The sequence below is a fragment of the Hugenholtzia roseola DSM 9546 genome (genome assembly GCF_000422585.1).
Taxonomy (GTDB): Bacteria; Bacteroidota; Bacteroidia; order Cytophagales; family Bernardetiaceae; genus Hugenholtzia; species Hugenholtzia roseola.
Genome location: NZ_AUGI01000034.1, coordinates 1 through 17,251, shown reverse-complemented (window position 1 = coordinate 17,251; position 17,251 = coordinate 1). Strand labels below are relative to the sequence as shown.

At 45.3% G+C, this 17,251-nt stretch carries 11 protein-coding genes; 6 read left to right on the top strand and 5 right to left on the bottom strand.

Translation table 11 applies throughout. From position 1 onward, the window contains the following. Nucleotides 1–165 precede the first annotated feature (165 nt). Nucleotides 166–2,265 (top strand): amino acid carrier protein, encoded by a 2,100-nt coding sequence (locus G500_RS0102150; protein ID WP_035756090.1) that lies wholly within the window; start codon nt 166–168, stop codon nt 2,263–2,265. Between the two features lie 68 nt (nt 2,266–2,333). Here G500_RS0102150 and G500_RS0102145 read toward each other — a convergent pair whose 3' ends face one another. After that, complete coding sequence (locus G500_RS0102145) at nt 2,334–2,543, bottom strand: hypothetical protein (RefSeq protein WP_035756055.1); 210 nt, start codon at nt 2,541–2,543, stop codon at nt 2,334–2,336. A 310-nt stretch (nt 2,544–2,853) separates the two neighbouring features. Here G500_RS0102145 and G500_RS0102135 point away from each other — a divergent pair, with 310 nt between their 5' ends. Further along, on the top strand, nt 2,854–3,855 hold the full coding sequence (locus G500_RS0102135; protein ID WP_086047780.1) for an aminotransferase class IV: 1,002 nt from the start codon (nt 2,854–2,856) through the stop codon (nt 3,853–3,855). A gap of 355 nt (nt 3,856–4,210) precedes the next feature. Continuing rightward, nucleotides 4,211–5,710, top strand: a complete 1,500-nt coding sequence (gene hutH, locus G500_RS0102130) for a histidine ammonia-lyase (RefSeq protein ID WP_035756053.1) — start codon at nt 4,211–4,213, stop codon at nt 5,708–5,710. A 294-nt stretch (nt 5,711–6,004) separates the two neighbouring features. On the opposite strand, the gene G500_RS0102125 is transcribed toward hutH, so the two are convergent. After that, nucleotides 6,005–9,358, bottom strand: a complete 3,354-nt coding sequence (locus G500_RS0102125; RefSeq protein WP_027001394.1) for a two-component regulator propeller domain-containing protein — start codon at nt 9,356–9,358, stop codon at nt 6,005–6,007. Between the two features lie 309 nt (nt 9,359–9,667). On the opposite strand from G500_RS0102125, the gene G500_RS0102115 reads away from it, so the two are divergent. Together G500_RS0102115 and G500_RS0102105 are read left to right on the top strand one after the other, a co-directional pair. Then, nucleotides 9,668–10,024, top strand: coding sequence for a hypothetical protein (locus tag G500_RS0102115; RefSeq protein ID WP_027001393.1), 357 nt, complete (start codon nt 9,668–9,670; stop codon nt 10,022–10,024). Between the two features lie 295 nt (nt 10,025–10,319). Further along, the gene (locus G500_RS0102105; RefSeq protein ID WP_086047779.1) at nt 10,320–10,916 is read left to right on the top strand and encodes an energy transducer TonB; all 597 of its coding nucleotides are present in this window, start codon (nt 10,320–10,322) and stop codon (nt 10,914–10,916) included. Between the two features lie 136 nt (nt 10,917–11,052). Here G500_RS0102105 and G500_RS0102100 read toward each other — a convergent pair whose 3' ends face one another. The 3 genes from G500_RS0102100 to G500_RS0102090 form a co-directional block, all read right to left on the bottom strand. Further along, complete coding sequence (locus tag G500_RS0102100) at nt 11,053–11,763, bottom strand: YebC/PmpR family DNA-binding transcriptional regulator (RefSeq protein WP_027001390.1); 711 nt, start codon at nt 11,761–11,763, stop codon at nt 11,053–11,055. Nucleotides 11,764–11,930: 167 nt separating this feature from the next. Continuing rightward, a complete protein-coding gene (locus tag G500_RS22010; RefSeq protein WP_051203223.1) occupies nt 11,931–12,833 on the bottom strand; it encodes a DUF2911 domain-containing protein in 903 nt (300 codons plus the stop codon). A gap of 3 nt (nt 12,834–12,836) precedes the next feature. Then, entirely contained in the window at nt 12,837–13,091 is a 255-nt protein-coding gene (locus G500_RS0102090; RefSeq protein WP_051203222.1) for a DUF3098 domain-containing protein, read from the bottom strand. 354 nt (nt 13,092–13,445) lie between these two features. Here G500_RS0102090 and G500_RS0102075 point away from each other — a divergent pair. Beyond that, a partial coding sequence (locus G500_RS0102075; protein ID WP_027001388.1) for a S8 family serine peptidase occupies nt 13,446–17,251 on the top strand: 3,806 nt, incomplete at its 3' end.

The window sequence follows — 17,251 nt, the reverse complement described above, 5'->3', positions numbered from 1 at the left end:
GATTGTGCAAATTTTCTGCCTCTTTTTTTTGAAAAAAATACAAAAAAGACCGAAAGCGGCTTTTCGCCAAATAAAATTTTACCTACATAGAATTTCAAAAGAAATTTGATAGATTTGCAGCCTTATATTTGCGAATACCCAAAAAATAATCTTATCTTAGCGTTCATGAAAACAATACGCAACACAAAACGAACCCTTACTTTTTTGCTTTTTTTGCTTTTAGGGCTGCCTTTTTCCGTAGGGGCGCAAAATATGAGCATAGAAGTAGAAACGCTCAATCCGAGTGAAGGCATCAACGACGGGCAGGCAGTAGCACGCATCAGCGGTGGCACGCCTCCCTATCGCTATCAATGGAGCAATGCCGCTATGCCCTTGCAGGCAGATACCTGCAAAGGACTTACCGAAGGCACAACCTTCAAAGTTGTGGTTACTGATGCCACAGGCAAAAGTGGGGAAGCGCAGGGCGTAGTCGCACCCGAATCTATTGTAGAACACATCAACGCCGTCTTTGCGCCTGCCGTAGATGCGATGGCGATGGTACTTTTTTGGGACCCCTTCGCTGCCCTTAGCCTTTATGACCCTGAAATTAAGGTAGAGGAAGCTCCCTTGAAAGCTCCTTTTTTTATAGATGCTACTATTTCCCAAATCAAAATAGAAAAATGGCTTGTTCAAGATGGTGCAAAAGTAAGCCATGAGCAGCCTATCGCATTGATTTATAGCAACAAAGAAACGCGCGAATTACGCGCCAAAGGCGAGGGGATTCTCAAAATTCACCTGCCCGAAAATACTGTAGTCTATGATGTCAATATGAAGGCTGCCAATGCCTCTGATGTCGTCAGGCTCAATAATGGCGTGTTGGCGAGTATCCAATACAGCAGTCCGCAGCCGCTTCTCAATCCCAACGGTACGCCCCAAACGATGAACATTCCCTTTGTGGTTATTTGGCTTGTCTTAGGGGCTACTTTTTTTACCCTCCGTATGGGTTTTATCAATGTCTTTGGCATCAAACACGCCTTTGATTTGATACGTGGCAAATATGATGACCCAAACAAAGATGCAGGCGAAGTTTCTCATTTTCAGGCTCTTACGGCTGCACTTTCGGGTACGGTAGGTTTGGGCAACATTGCAGGCGTGGCAGTGGCAATTACGGTAGGCGGTCCGGGTGCTACCTTGTGGATGATTGTGGCAGGGCTTCTGGGCATGACTTCCAAATTTGTAGAATGTACCTTGGGGGTGAAATATCGCATTATCAATAGCGAGGGAACGGTCTTTGGAGGACCGATGTACTACCTAAGTCAAGCCCTCAATAAATACAAATTGGGTCATTTGGGCAAAGTCTTAGCCGTCGTGTTTGCCATTCTTTGCGTAGGCGGTTCTTTCGGGGGTGGTAATATGTTTCAAGCCAACCAAGCCTTCCAACAGTTGGCGGGGCAGCTTCCCTTTTTAGAAGGACGTGGCTTTATTTTCGGAATTTTCTTTGCCGCTATGGTTGCCGTCGTGATTATTGGGGGTATCAAAAGCATTGCCAAGGTTACGGATAAGATAGTGCCTTTTATGTGTGGCATTTATTTGGCGGCTGCTTTGGTTATCATTCTTATCAATATCACCGCCGTAGGAGATGCCATTATGCTAATCCTGACCAAAGCCTTTGACGCAGATGCGGCAATGGGGGGGGCGATTGGCGTTCTGGTGCAGGGTTTTCGAAGAGCAGCCTTTTCTAATGAGGCAGGGGTAGGCTCGGCTTCTATTGCACACTCGGCAGCGAAGACCAACGAACCTGTGAGCGAAGGCATTGTCGCGCTTTTAGAACCCTTTATCGATACCGTCGTGGTTTGTACCATGACTGCCTTAGTCATCATCATTACAGGCGAATATGCCAATCAGGACGGACTCACTGGCACGCTCCTTACCTCGAAAGCCTTTGGCGAATCTATCCCTTGGTTTCCTACTATCCTGACCTTTGTCATTGTGCTTTTTGCTTTCTCTACCATGATTTCGTGGTCTTACTACGGCGAAAAAGCGTGGGCGTATCTTTTCGGGCAGAGCAAAATTGCAAGCCTTTTCTACAAGGCTCTTTTCTTGGTTTTTGTCGTGATAGGCTCGTCTATACAATTAGGTGCAGTTATCGATTTTTCAGATATGATGATTCTGGGCATGGCATTTCCCAATATCTTGGGCTTGTTTATCCTTTCGCCCGAAGTTGCACGCGATTTGAAAGACTATTTCCGACGCATCAAATCTGGCGAAATCAAACGCTTCGAATAGTTGTGCATGGTTTGAAATTTCTAAAAAGAAAAAAACCACGATTTGGGTCGTGGTTTTTCTTTTGGCTGCTAAAAATAAAGTGCGTCCTCTATGTAGTCTAATACTTCGGTACGCGCGATGGCAAATATTTTTTCTTCGCCATGCGTTTCAATGGCTGCTTGCCTCTGTTCGGGCAAATACAGTTCGCCACTAAAAGAGGCATAGATGTAGTCTTTTTTGCTAAGTGAAAAATAGCGTGCTGCACGCTTCATGACTTGCTCCATTTTTTGCTTATCCATAAGTTTATTGTGTTTTAGTTTGAAAGCACACCCGCTATTCGTTTGGGCAGCTTTGATAGTGATTGAATGTTTTAAAGTAGCGATTTGCCTTTTTTCACCTTCAAAGGTAGCCTTTTTAGAAAAAGTGAATAAGAAGAAATGGTATTTTTTTCTTTACCTTTTTCCTACCCAAAAGAAAGAAGTATGAAAAGGAGAAGGCGAAAAAGGGTTTTTGGTGAGTGCAAGATTTATTCCTGCCTGCCTATAAAACGAAAAAAGAGCGTTTTTCGTTCGCTTCTTTTGTGCTTATCCTGATTATGCCTGAAGGATTATGCTTGAATGGTTATGCCTGAATGGTTATGCCCGAATGGTTGTGTTGTCTGATAGGGTCATATTCCTCACTGTCTTTCCGATTGCTATGCTTTACAATTTCGATGGCGAAGTCTTTTCAAGTTTCAAATTAAGTCCGCGCCTTATTTCGCTTTTGGTAAATCAATTTAATAACCGCGCCTTTCGCTATGGTGATGGGCTTTTTGAAAGTATCCGTTGGCAAGGTGGCAAGATGCTACTTTGGGAGGGACATTTGCGGCGTTTGCAGCAAGGCGCAGAAAGGCTAAAATTGCGTTGGCATACCCAAATTGATTGGACAAAAGAAGTGAGCAAGACCTTAGCGGCGGCAAATGCGCTACTACCTGACTCTGCACCGCTGCCTCCTGCTTGGCGCGTAAGGCTTAGTATTTTCCGAAAAGGTGGGGGGCTTTATACGCCCATAGAAGCCGATTTTTCTTTTTTTATAGAAGCGATACCGATAGAAAATCCGCAGGCGGCACAGTATTTTTCCTACCTGCCTGCCCTCCAAAGTTATGACTTTTACGAGGCATACCCTTTGCCAACTTATTCAAAAAAAGATGCTTTTTATTGGTCTTCTCTCAAAAGTATTGCCAATGCGCAGCCTTATGTGCAGGCGGCTTTATACAAAAAAGAAAAAGGCGTAGAAGAAGTTTTGTTGCTCAATCGTGCAGGGCGCATTGCCGAAGCCTCTTCTGCTAATATCTTTTGGGTGGAAAAGGGTATTTTACATACGCCGCCGCTTTCAGAGGGCTGCATTGCAGGCGTTCTGCGTGCCTTTTTGATAGGGCAAGCCAAAAAAGAAAATATCGCCTTTTCTGAAAAAAAATGCACCCTACAAACTTTTGAAGCAGCCGAAGAAGTTTTCCTAACCAATGCCGTAAGTGGGATTCGCCTTTTGAAGCCAAAAAAAGAGGGACAAGCATTTTTTTGGCAACGCAAATTGGAACAACTTTGGGCAGTGATGTTAAATTCCAAAAATTAGGTTCAAATGTAGGGACAAGGCATTTACTTGCCCTATGCCCCAAACCCTAAGGGTCTTGAAGACCCTTAGGGTTTAAGCCCAAATTTTATTTCGCTTCTAATTTGACAAAATAAGGTTTTTCGAAGAACTTAGCCTTACTGCAACTTTGGACAGAAAATCTCATATTTTCGCTGCCAGATAGGTCTTAAATCGCCCTTTGAGAAGTTTTTAAACAAGACAAGAACAAGACAAGAATAAGGCAGTAATAAGACTGGGGCAGGGCAGAAGCCAACTTCTATCTTCTATTTTTGTGTAGTTTTGTGAAAAAAACAACCTCTTTCCCATTCTCAAACACACTTAGCACCCTACTATTCCTATGCTCGATGCCCTTGCTCCGCTGCCACTTGGCAAACTGATTCGCTTTTTAGAAAGCGGTAAGCCCTTGAAAATAAGTGCCAAAGCCCGTCAGAATATTCTGAAAAGCCGCCATTTTTTAGACCAAAAAATCAAAAATAGCCCTACGCCCATTTATGGCATCAATACAGGTTTTGGCTCTTTATGCAATACCGAAATTGAAAATGAAAAATTAGCCGATTTGCAGGCAAATTTGGTGCGCTCCCATGCCTGCGGTTTGGGCAATCCCATTCCGAAAGAGATTGTCAAATTGATGCTTTTTCTAAAAATACGCTCCCTTTCTTACGGCTATTCGGGCGTACAGCTCGCTACGGTGCAAAGGTTGGTAGATTTTTACAACCACGACATCTTGCCGCTCGTGTATGAACAAGGCTCTTTGGGGGCTTCGGGCGACTTAGCACCGCTGGCGCATTTAGCCCTGCCACTGTTGGGTGAAGGCAAGGTCTGGTATCAAAATCAAATCGTGGATACCGAAACCGTTTTGGCAGAAAAAGGCTGGCAGCCCCTCGCCTTTGGTGCAAAAGAAGGGCTTGCGCTTATCAATGGCACGCAATTTATGAGTGCTTACATGGTTTGGTTAGTGGCTTATTCCAAACGCCTTTTACAATGGGCAGACCTTATCTCGGCTCTTTCCCTCGATGCCTTTGATTGCCGCTTAGAACCCTTTGATGCCCTTACGCATCATATCCGACCCCACAAAGGGCAGATAGAAACGGCGCAAATCATTCGCCACTATTTGGCGCAAAGCCCCATAGCAGGGCAGGAAAAAAAAGCCGTACAAGACCCCTACTCTTTCCGCTGTATTCCGCAGGTGCATGGGGCAAGCAAAGATGCCCTCGCCGCCATTGGGCGCGTTATCACGACCGAAATCAACGCCGTTACGGATAATCCTAATATTTTTCCCGACCACGACAAAATCCTTTCGGGCGGCAATTTTCATGGGCAGACCTTAGCCATTCACCTCGACTTCTTAGCCATTGCCCTTGCCGAAATCGCCAACATTTCTGAAAGGCGTTTGTATTTGCTCATTTCGGGGCAGCGCGGATTGCCGCCTTTTTTGGTACAAAATTCAGGCTTACATTCTGGTTTTATGATTGCACAGTATAGTGCAGCCTCTGTCGTGAGTCAGAACAAGCAACTTTGTACGCCTGCCTCCATAGATAGCATTGTTTCTTCAAATGGGCAAGAAGACCATGTGAGCATGGGGGCAAATGCCGCTACAAAAGCCTATCAAGTGGTGCGCAATGTAGAAAAGGTCTTGGCGATTGAACTTTTGGCGGCAGCCCAAGCCTTAGATTTGAGAAGACCCCAACAGACTGCCCCTGTTTTGGAAAAATTAGTGGCGGCACTAAGGGCAGAAGTTCCCTTTTTAGAGCAAGACCGTTTTTTGGGTCAGGATATGCAGCAGGCGATTGCTTTTTTGCAAAAACAAAATCCTAAACACTACAAGAGCGAAGCATAAAATAGAAGTGCTTATCATAAATGCTTCTAAGCCACTTGAAGGCAGTAATGTTAAATTCTAAAAATCAGAGTCAAATGTAGGGACAAGGCATTGCCTTGTCCTATGCCCCAAACCCTAAGGGTCTTCAAGACCCTTAGGGTTTAAGTTCAAATTTCATTTCTAATTCGAAAGAACAAGAATTTTCACAGAACTTAACATTGCTGCATTTGAAGAAGGAAAATAAGGTTTGCTTTCTTTCTTATCTTTTCTATCTTTTCTCTATGTCAGGTGGCTATTTTCTAAAAATGTTAGCTTTTATGCCGTAGGTGCTTCGAGGCGCACCCCTACCACTAAAACATCATCTATTTGTGGGTTAAAACCTTTCCACTTATCAAAGGTCTGGGCAATGATTAACGCTTGTTCTGCTACGGGTAGGGCGTGTATTTGGTGCAAAAGGTTTCTTAGGTTGCGTTTCATAAATTTTTTGTCGTTTTTGCCTCCAAATTGGTCTTGATAGCCATCAGAAAAGAGATAAAGCATGAGGGGTTTTTGCACCGAAATTGTATGCTGCTGGTAGGAAAAAGATTCGCTTTCTTTTTTGCGAAAGCCCTGTCCGCCTCCTATGGGGTATAGGTCGCCTTTGATTTCGTGAATTTGCCCCTGCTCTACATAAATAAGGGGGTTTTGCGCACCTGCAAAATGAAGTTGTCCTGCTTGTTTGTCCCAAACGCAGATGGCAATGTCCATGCCGTCGCGGTTGTCGGTTTGGTTTTGCTTTAAAATGGCATTGACTTCCTTGTGTAATTGATTTAAAATGAGGGCTGGCTCGGTTTGGTGTTGGTCTAAAATGATTTTATTGAGCATATCATTTCCTATTAAAGACATAAAAGCACCGGGTACGCCATGTCCTGTGCAGTCGGCAGCAACCAAAATTACCTTGTCTTCTTTTTCGCCAATCCAATAAAAATCACCACTTACGATGTCGCGCGGACGGAAAAAGACAAAACTTTTGGGGAGCAATTCCTGAAAGCGCGATTCAGTGGGTAGCATGGCATCTTGTATGCGTTTGGCGTAGTTGATGCTGCTGATGATGTTTTCGTTTTGCTTTTCAATGACCTGATTTCGCTCGTCTAAGACGGCTTTTTGGGCTTCTATTTCCTCGTTGATGGTGCGCAGTTCGGTGGTTCGCTCCAAAACAATTTCTTCAAGCTCTACTGCACGCGCCTTAATTTTTCTGATGCGCCATAGCCAAATTTGCCAAAGTAGCAGCCCCAAAGCTCCCACAACGCAAAGGGCAAACCACCATGTCTGATAAAATTGCGGCTCTACCACAATCGGCAACGTTACTTTTTCATCATTCCAAAAACCTTCACTATTCGAAGCCATGACCTCGAAGGTATAGCGATTGGGCGGTAGATTGGTATAAACGGCTTGTCTTTGCTCGGACGTAGTTTCTACCCATTCCTTTTCGAAACCGACAAGGCGATAGCGGAAACGCATCTTTTCGGGTGCGCGAAAACTAAGCGCGGTGAAGTCTATTAAAATGCGCTGTCCTTCGGCTTGCAGCGTGATTTGTTCAGGCGAAAGGGTCTGCTCCTTTCCTATGTCTATGCGGCGGATATAAAGGGGTGGCTGATAGATATTGGGTTGCATGGCAAGCGGATTGAAAGCCAAAGCTCCGCCATGGGTCGGAATCCAGACTTCGCCCCAAGAGGTGAGTAGCGATTTGGTCGCGCCCCTGCACTGTTCAGATGCCATGCCGTCTTGCTTGTCGTATTTTTTCCAGAAAACACGTGCTTTTTCGCCCTTCGCTACGGCTTCCAAGTCTTCGCGTGAGGCGCGTAAGATGCCGTTATTGGTAGGAAACCAGAAATTGCCTAAGGAGTCTTCTATCACATCAAAAAGGCTTTCGTGCAACAAGCCTTCAAAATGCGTGTAGGTGAAAAATTTTGTGCCATCATACCGTACCAAACCTGCATTGGTAGCAATCCAAATGATTCCCTGTGTGTCGATGTGAAAATTGAAGACCAGATTGGCAGGCATGCCTTTATCGGTATCGAAGATTTCCAAATTGCCGCTTGTGGCATCATAACGCCCCCAGCCGCCATTATTGGAGGCAATCAGTAGCCGCCCTTGCTTGTCTTCGGTGATTGCCATGACAAAGTCGAGTTGGGCTTTTGCGATTTCGGTTTTGGTTTCGAAAGACCACTCCTGCCCTGCTTTGGGTTTGCAGAGAATTAAGCCCTTGCCGCGTGTGCCGAGCCAAATCTGTCCTTTTTGGTCTTCATAGACAAAGCGAATGAGGTTTGTAGGCAAGCCTGTACTTTCAGTGTAGAGTTTTTCGCTGCCATCGGGATTTTTCACAATCAGACCAATATAAGTCGCGACCCAAAGTCTGCCACTTTTATCGTAGCGGAGGTTGAAGATTTCGTTTCCTTTGATAGGAGTTTTGAGCTTAATTTCAGAGATGCTATTTTTTTCGGGGTCTATCAGATGTAAAAAGCCGTTGCTTGTGCCTACCAAGACCTTTTTTTGGGGTGCTTCCGCTACCGAATAGACGGCTTTGTGTGCAATGCCTTCTCTTTTTGTAAAGTTCCAAAAGGGGCTATCGCGCAGACAGGCAAGTCCATGCCGCGAGGTGGGAATCCATAGGTTTTTTTCGTTGTCGAGATAGATATTGCGCACGTCGTCAAAGTCGTCGCCCAATTCTGTCGTCAGCACTTCAAGGCTGTCGCTAAGTTGATTGTGGCGCAAGATACGCGCTCTGGTTACAATCCAAAGGTTGCCTACTTTATCGTGCAGTAGGTCGTGAATACGCTCATTTTGAAGCTGTGGAAAAAGCCCTTCCCATTGTTGTTGGCTCTGATTCCACTTAAAAACGCCCTTTTGTGTGCCTACCCACATTTGCCCCTGTGTATCTTGGTAGAGGCGAATGGGACGAATGTGGGGCGATTCGGGTTGCTTGCTTTCTACTTTGGTAAGTTCTTGGGCGGCTTTTCGCCACACGCCATTATTTTGTAAGCCTATCCAAAGGCTGCCGTCTTTGGCGTGTAAGAGGTCGTAAATGGTTTGGTGGTCGGGAAAAATATCGGGGCGAAAGCGTTGAAAATTTTGGCTTGGCAGATGGTAAAGAAATAAGCCGCTGCTTCTTGTGCCTATCCAAAGGCTATCGGGGTGAGTTTGGCAGAGGCTCTCGATGTATTGCGCTTCGAGTCCTAAACGCGTAAAAACGCCTTTTTCGTATTTTATCAGACCGCTACCCTGTGTGCCTATCCAAAGGCGTTCTTCTTGCGCGACGAAAAAGGGGTCGTGTGCCAAACGGACGATATTATTGGTCAGAAAGGCAGCCTGATTGCTCTTATTGAAAAGCTCGAAGTACATGCCATCGAAACGAATAAGCCCATCATAACTACAAATCCAGATATAGCCTTCGCGCGTTTGGGTCAGGTGCAGGAGTGTGCCAATGGGGAGTCCTTTTTCGCTCGTCCAATATTCTATGGGAAACTGTGAGAGTTTTTTGGTAGGATTGAAAGCCTCTTGCGTTTTTGCTTCTATGCCCTGTGCCTGCAAAGTGGGAAAAAAATGGAAGCCCTTGTTTGTTAAACAACAAGGAACACCGATTCCGAAAATGAAAAAAAACAGGAGTAGCCACTGCAAAAGACGCTTCATTACGCCAAAAGTTTGTGTTTTGTGTAGTATCTGACAAATTTAGCATTTTTTTTGCTTTTCACAAACGCGCCGCTCTAAATTTTTAGGGAGCTTCTACTATCTTTTTTTTGTACTTTTCTAAGAGAAATAAAAAAACGTTTTTTTTCGCTTTAAGCCTAAAAAAAAAGAAAAAAGGCACAAGATTTGAGATAGTAAAAGAAATTTCTATTTTTTGCGGCTATAAAAAGATGCTCCTTTAATATTTTGTGCTGCTATTTTTGTATTTACTTTCTCTCTATTCCTAATTTTTACCCTCAATTCTGTTAAAAAATGAAAACTCTCCTAACCTCTTTCTTTGCCCTCGCTTTGCTTTTCGTTTTGCAAGGCTCTGTTTCTGCACAACGCTATTATGTGTATGACGGCGACACTTTTTCAGTGATGCTAACGGCAGATAACGGCAATACACGCATTACGAATGTGCAGTTTTCGGCTAACAACCAGTGGCACGATTTCCGCATCACCGACTTTACCAACTTAGAAGACACAGGCGAAGGCGGCTTTTTATATACCGTAGTAGATGGCGTAGGCAAAGAATATACTGTGGATTACTACCGTTCTTACGACTATATTATCGTGCGCGAAGTAGTAGGCAGTGGCGAATGGACGCTTTACCGTCGCGATGAATAAGCCCTAACGATTTTTTCAAACGCTTGTAGGAATTTGCTCCTGCAAGCGTTTTTTTGTGTCTAATTTTTACTGCCCTGCCAATTTTTTTGTGGAAAACTCAAAATTCAGCATCAAGATTTTGAAAACAAACCTGCCTTACTTGGGTGCAATGGCTTTGGTTTGGCTCTTTGGGTGTTCATTTTGGCGCAACATATTTGTCTTTTTTTCGTAAAAAAGCAAGACGCGCTTTGTTTTTCCCTCCTTTTTATTTATTTTGCTCTGCCTTTCTTTTTCACCTTTTTTCCTTGTTGCGAAGATGTTTTTCCTTACTTTATTGGCTTTTAGCCTGCTGGCAACTGCTTTTTTTTGGATAAGTGCCGCCATTAGTTTGGCACTAACGGATAGAAAGTCCTCCTTTTATTGGGGCTACCTTTGGGATAGGTATGAAAATTTTTTAAATAGAAATTTATATAAAGTATTGATAGGCAGCCTTCTTCTAAGTGTAGGGCTTACCGCTGCTTATTTTTCGAGAGATGCTGCGGCGTTTTTTAATTTTACAGAGCCTTATCACCTGCAAAGACCTACTTGTGTAGAACCCATAGCAGGTAGTGTGGCGATAGAAACTTCGGCAATGCCACAGGGCGGTTGGGTCAATTACCACCATTTTATTACAACGGCGTTGAAAGATTCGCCCTACTATTCGCACTTCAAGGGCAGCGAGCAAGCCTATGTAGAGTTTAGCGTTTTAGCTGATGGCACTTGCAGCGAACCTCAAATTATTGGAGGTAGTGGAAATGCGACATTTGACAAGGAGGCTTTGCGCGTAGTGGCTTTGCAGCCTTTCTGGATACCTGCGCGAGGCGAGGGGCAGCACACCGAGCAAAGGGTGACGGTAGTGGTCGATTTGAGATAATATCAAAAATAAGAGAAAAATAAGAGAAAAGTAAGCTAAAAAAAAGAAAAAAGGCAGCCACAAGCAACAAACCCCATTCGAGAAGTTCCTAAGCGGACAGGCTTCGAGTGGGGTTTGATTTTGCCACTAAGCCAAACTACGCCAAGTTGTGATAAACGGCTTGTACGTCGTCTTCGTCTTCAAATTTTTCTATGAGGTTCATGATAGCCTCTTCCTGCTCGCCACTCAATTCTTGTGTGGTATTGGGTATGCGCTGTACGTTGGCTTTTACCGTTTCGATGCCCAATCGTTCAAGGGCTTTTTGCATAGCACCAAATTGCTCAAATTCAGTGTAGATATAGATGTCGTCTTCAATTTTTTCGATGTCGCTTGCGCCTGCATCTATTAGGTCGAGTTCTACCTCGTCTAAATTTGGAATTTTATCGGCAGCAATTTGGAACACGCCCTTTCTTTGAAAAAGAAAATCTAAGGAGCCAGTCTTTCCCAAAGAGCCACCTGCACGTGTGAGGTGCATGCGTACCATCGCGACGGTGCGATTGGCATTGTTTGTCGTACATTCTACCACAATCGGCACGCCAAAAGGACCGTAGCCCTCATAGACAATTTCCTCAAAATCGCCGTCTTCGCGTGAAACAGCGCGTTTGATGGCTGATTCTACGCGGTCTTTGGGCATATTTGCGCCGCGTGCGTTTTGCATAGCGGTTCGTAGGCGCGTATTGCTTTCAGGGTCTGCGCCTCCTTCTTTGACCGCCATGGCGATTTCTCTACCAATCTTGGTAAAGGTACGCGACATAGCGTCCCAACGCTTAAACTTGCGTGCTTTGCGATATTCAAATGCTCTTCCCATGTGTCGCTATATTTCAGGTTTTGGGTTGGATTCTACCTTCTTTAAAAGGTGTCGGTAGGGTTTCAAGCCCCTATCGGCATTTTTCATAAAAATTGTGCAAAGATACACGGTTGTAGTCAAATCAACTCCTACTTGGTTCAAATTCGCCCAAATTCATTCAAATTGGCTCAAAAAGTTTCCCATACTTCTATCTGACTTTCTATCTTTTGGCGATAGGGAAACTGCTCACCTGCTTCTTTCAGACCCCAAAATAAGGCTTTTTGGGCATTTTCTACGGCGGCGGCATAGTCGCGATTCAAAGCCAATATCTCTGCCTTAATCCAATAAGCCCAAAAATGTTCGGCATGCAGGCGAATGGCTTGGTTTGCCCATTCTAAGGCTTTTTCGGGGTCGTAGGCGCGAAGGTAGTCGGCACTTCGCACATAGACCTGCCAATCTTCTGGGCGTTCCTCGATGGCTTTTTCTATGTTTTTAAGTGCGTATTTTACCGTATCTACCTGAATGGGTATGACAATCCGTTTGCTTTCCCAACCCAAAATAAGGGAGGCTTCGTCGGTGCTGATGGCATCAAAGAAAAAAACGAGGGTTTCTATAAAATGGGTCTTTTCGGGCTTTACTTCTATGCGAAGGGTATCTTTTTTATTGTCATACCCTTCTGTTCCCCAAAGTTGGGTGTCGGTATTGAGAATGACTGTCCAAGTCCCCTTCTTTCGTGGCACGACAAAAAAGGAATATCTGCCCGCAGGGAGCTTTTTTCCGCCGAAGATGATGTCGGTCGAGGCTTCAATAGTCGTACATTCGTTTGCGCCTGCCCGCCAGAGTTGGTCGTAAGGAATGAGTTTGCCCCAAATTTTGCCCTTTCGTCCGCGCACGTTGGGTCGTCCGAAGGTCAGGGTGATGTCGGTAAGCCCTACTTTTTGCTTTGTGATAGCCAATGCGCTTTGGCGTGGCAACTCTTGTGCTGCCGTTTCTACAAGAAGCAGGCAGGGCAGAGCCGCTATCAGGAAGATAAGCACCACAAAAGCCCTTGCATCAGTGGCAGATTGCCAAATTCCTGTTCGCTTACCCATCAATTATTTAGATTTTGGTTTGTGAAAAATCGCATAAATTTCAAGCATAAAACCTGAAAAGACAACAAGCGGACTTAGCGTTAGCCCAATAAAGCCGAAGCCATGTGGCGCACTTTCGGAAGCCATTAGCAGGAAGCCGCCCAAAATCAGGACAACGCCCACTATCATCAAGATATAGTTTTCCTTTTCGAGGGCAAAAGGCAATTTTTCCTCTGTCTGTGCGTCGGAAATGGGCGATTTGGTGTTGGTATCTTTCATAGAAGAAATAGAATCAGAAACAAAACAAGTGAAAAGAAGAAAGAGTTTGAAGCCAAGCCCTTTGAAAGCCCACTTTTTTTATAGGGGCTTTTCTATGGGCAGCCTGCCGCAAAAAACGTTTCAAAGATAGGCTTTTTTGAGTAAGTAGCCAAAACAACACGACCCTTTATTGGGTTATGCTTTTTATGTTCTTCTTCAAAAAAGCACAGTGTAAGAATTTTATTTGTTTTGTGGCTCTAAAATCGTGCTTTTTTATGAAAAAAGGGCTTTATTTGCAAAATACAAGCGGTTACAAGCATTTACCCCTCTCTTACGACAATTATTACATTCCGCTTCCTCATTAACACAAACAAGATGAAAAAAATATCTACCTCTGTGCCTTCGCGCCCTCGAAAGGGTTTCCTTTCGTGTAGCAGCGGATGCCTTTGGGGTCTGAAAGGTGTAGGTTTGTGGCTGCTTTTCTTTCTTTTAGGAGGAAATTTGGCACAAGCCCAAGATTTTTTGCGCTTCAAATCCCAAACACTTGCCCATCATAAAAATATTGAATCCTATGATAGGCAGAAAAAAGACCTCACCCCCTATCTTTTCGAAGGCAAGTATTATGTTTTGGTAGAATTTGAAACCCTGCCAAGTGCTGCCGCTCAAAAAGGCATGCAAAGCGACGGCATTAGGCTTTTACAATACATGCCTGATAAAGCCTATTTTGCTTCAATAGAAATGCAGATAGCCCAAACGACGCTACAAAAATGGGGCATCAAAGGCGTTTGGGGCATGGAAAAAATCCACAAGACAGATGCACGAATTTTGAACCAAGACTATCCCGAATGGACGCTTAATCAGGAAGGATACCTCGACGTTACCGTCATTTTGTATGACGCTTTTGAAACGACAGCCCTGCGCCCACATTTTACGCGCATAGGGGCAAGCATTTTGAGCGAGGAATTGATGGATATACAACAGATTTTCTTGCGTGTTCCTTTTTCGAGGGTAGAAGATTTGATTGCAGAGCCTTGGGTGATGTGGGTAGAAAGTTTGCCCGAACCGATGAAACAAGAGAATTTCTTTGGAAAGTCAAACCACCGTTCGGCAATCTTAGAAGATGGCATCAGAAACCTCACAGGCGAGGGCGTGAGTGTGGGTATTTGGGAAGCAGGAGGTGATTTTGGTATCGGTCCTCATCTTGATTTTACAGGCAGACTCACACAGGTACAAGCCTCTGCTGTGAGCCAACACGCTGCACACGTGGGCGGCATTGTGGGCGGTGCAGGACACGTAGACCCTTACGCACGTGGCATGGCTACCAAATCAAGCCTTTACGGTTATGGCGCAGGTAGTTTCGGCTCGCAAGTTATCCCTGCCTTCAATGATTTTGGGGTAGTGATTACTTCAAATTCTTATGGGGGCGGTCCTACTTGTCCTTCGGGAACAAGCTATGGCGACCCTTATGGCGGCAATAATCGCACACAAGACCTGCGCTCTAATAGTGTACCTACCCAATTACACGTCTTTTCGGCAGGAAATTCGGGTACTTCCTGCACAGGCGGCTGGGGTACAACCACAGGAAAGGCAGCCAAAAATACCCTTACAGTAGCCAACGTTACACGCACCGATGCCTTAGCAGGTTCGAGCAGCCGCGGACCTTTGCAAGATGGCAGGATAAAGCCTGAAATTTCGGCTTTGGGTACGAATGTCAATTCTACTAATACGGGAGTTAGCAACTATGTTTCGCTGACGGGTACTTCTATGGCTTGTCCAGGGGTCAGTGGTACGATTGCGCAATTAGTACAGCGGTATCGCCAATTAAATAGTGGTGCAAATCCGCTTTCTTCACTCATGAAGGCTTTGGTCTGTAACAATGCCGACGACTTGGGCAATGCAGGTCCCGACTATCGCCATGGTTTTGGTAGGATAAACGGACTTCGAGCAGTAAAGGCGATAGAAGAAAACCGATTTTTGGTCAATAATGTTACGACAGGAGGGGTCTTCAATCATACCATTGCCGTACCTGCGGGAGCGGTCAAGCTACACGTGATGGTAGTCTGGAACGACCCTGCCGCCGCTACCAATGCCAATCCTTCTTTGGTCAATAACCTCGACCTCTCGGTCATCAATGGAGCTACAACGTGGCTACCTTGGGTTTTAGACCCAACTATCGGCAATCAGGGCAATTTGCCTGTTCGCGCTGTGAATAACCGCGACAACATCGAGCAGGTTACGATAGACAATCCTACGGCAGGTACTTATACCCTGCGTATCAACGGAACAGCCGTTCCTTCGGGTGCAAATCAAGAGTTTTCGCTCACTTGGACGGTAGATATGCCTTATTTAGAAACTACCTTCCCTGCGGGGGGTGAAAGTTTTGAGCCAAATCAGCAGGTTGTTTTGGCTTGGGACGGCGCAGGCATCAGTGGCAATCAGACTTTGCAGTATTCTACCGATAACGGCATTACTTGGACAAATATCTCTACCACCGTTGCTGCCAATTTGCGCCGCTTTACTTGGACTGTTCCCAATACCATCACTTCGCAAGCCCTAATTCGGGTGAGCAATGGTACGCTTTCCGCCCAAACTTTGGCTAATTTTAGCATCATGCCGCGTGTTTCGGGCTTGGCAACAACCAACTGTAATGCTGGCGTGGTCTTAGATTGGAACGCAGCCGCAGGAGCTACCTCTTACAATGTCTATCAGTTCAACCCCGCAACGGCTACTTATACGCTTTTAGGCAACACCACTACCAACAACTTCTTTGTATCAGGGCTTACCAACGGCACAACGTATTGGTTCACCGTCCGCGCTTTCAATGCGCCCAATAACGCGCTTAGTCAGCGAGCAACCGCCGTTAGTGCCACGCCTTCGGCAGCCTCTTCGGGTACAGATTTGGAGATGGTGGCAATTCTTAGTCCCATTGCAGGTTGTGCTACTTTGGGTGCAAATGAAGCCATCACCGTCAGGATTAAAAATGTGGGCTGTACGCCTATTGCAGCAGGAACGAATATTCCCCTCAATTATACCGAAACGGTTACGGCTACGAATGTAAATGAAGTCCTGACGCTTGCGGCAGTCCTTAGCCCTGGGCAAACGCTTGACTACACCTTTACCGCTACGGCGAACCTTTCGGCAAGCAATACCTACAATTTTGCAAGTACGGTTAGCCTCCCTGCCGACGGTACGGCTGCTAATAATTTCGTTTCAGGGGTGCAGGTTGTCAATAGCAGCCTCTCTTTTGCCCTGCCTTATTGTGAAGATTTTGAAAATCCAAATCCCGGTGAGTGCTGGCGAAGAACAAACGACCCACAGCCGCCCGGAAAAACGGCAGGTTTTCAGTATGGTACAAATTTAGGTAGCAGTTTCTTCGCTATCCCTGCTTCTTCACAATATGCGGCTTCCAATGACGACTCTGGTACTTTCTGCGGCGGCGACCCTGGCTGTGATATGAGTAATGATTTTCTTATCAGTCCTAAAATCAATTTGGTAGGATACAATGCCGCACAGGTGAGCTTTAATTTTGTTTTTCCTGCTACTGATTACGGCTCTACCGCTTTTGTAAAGGTTAGTGCAGATAACATTAATTGGACAACGATACACGATTTTACCACTACCGCCCAAAACAATGCTTGGCAGAGCCTAACGCTTAGTCTCAATAGCTATGTAGGGCAGCAAATTTGGGTGAAATTCCACCATGACGATAACGGTGCTTGGGCGACAGGTTTGGCGATAGACAATGTCTGCTTTTCAGACCCTACGCCGCCCAATCTAACTGCCTTCACACCTACACACAATAGCACAGGCGTTGCAGTGGGTACAAATCTAACCCTTACTTTTGATGAATATATCGCGCTTGGCACAGGAAATATCACCCTTTCTGATGGCACAAATACGATTCTAATTCCTATCAATTCGCCACAGGTTAGCATTGCCAATAACGTCGTTACCATCAACCCAAGTAGCGATTTAGACCCCAATACTACCTATACTGTAACCTTCCCCACAGGCGTTCTGACCGACCTTTCGGGCAATCCTTTTGCAGGGGTTACGGCTGGTACCTGGTCTTTTACCACTGAATCTCTACCTTGTAGCATTACAGGCATTAGCGCAGGTGCGCAAACGGCTTGCGACCCAGCGACGAATCAATACAGCCAAACGGTTACGGTTACGTATTC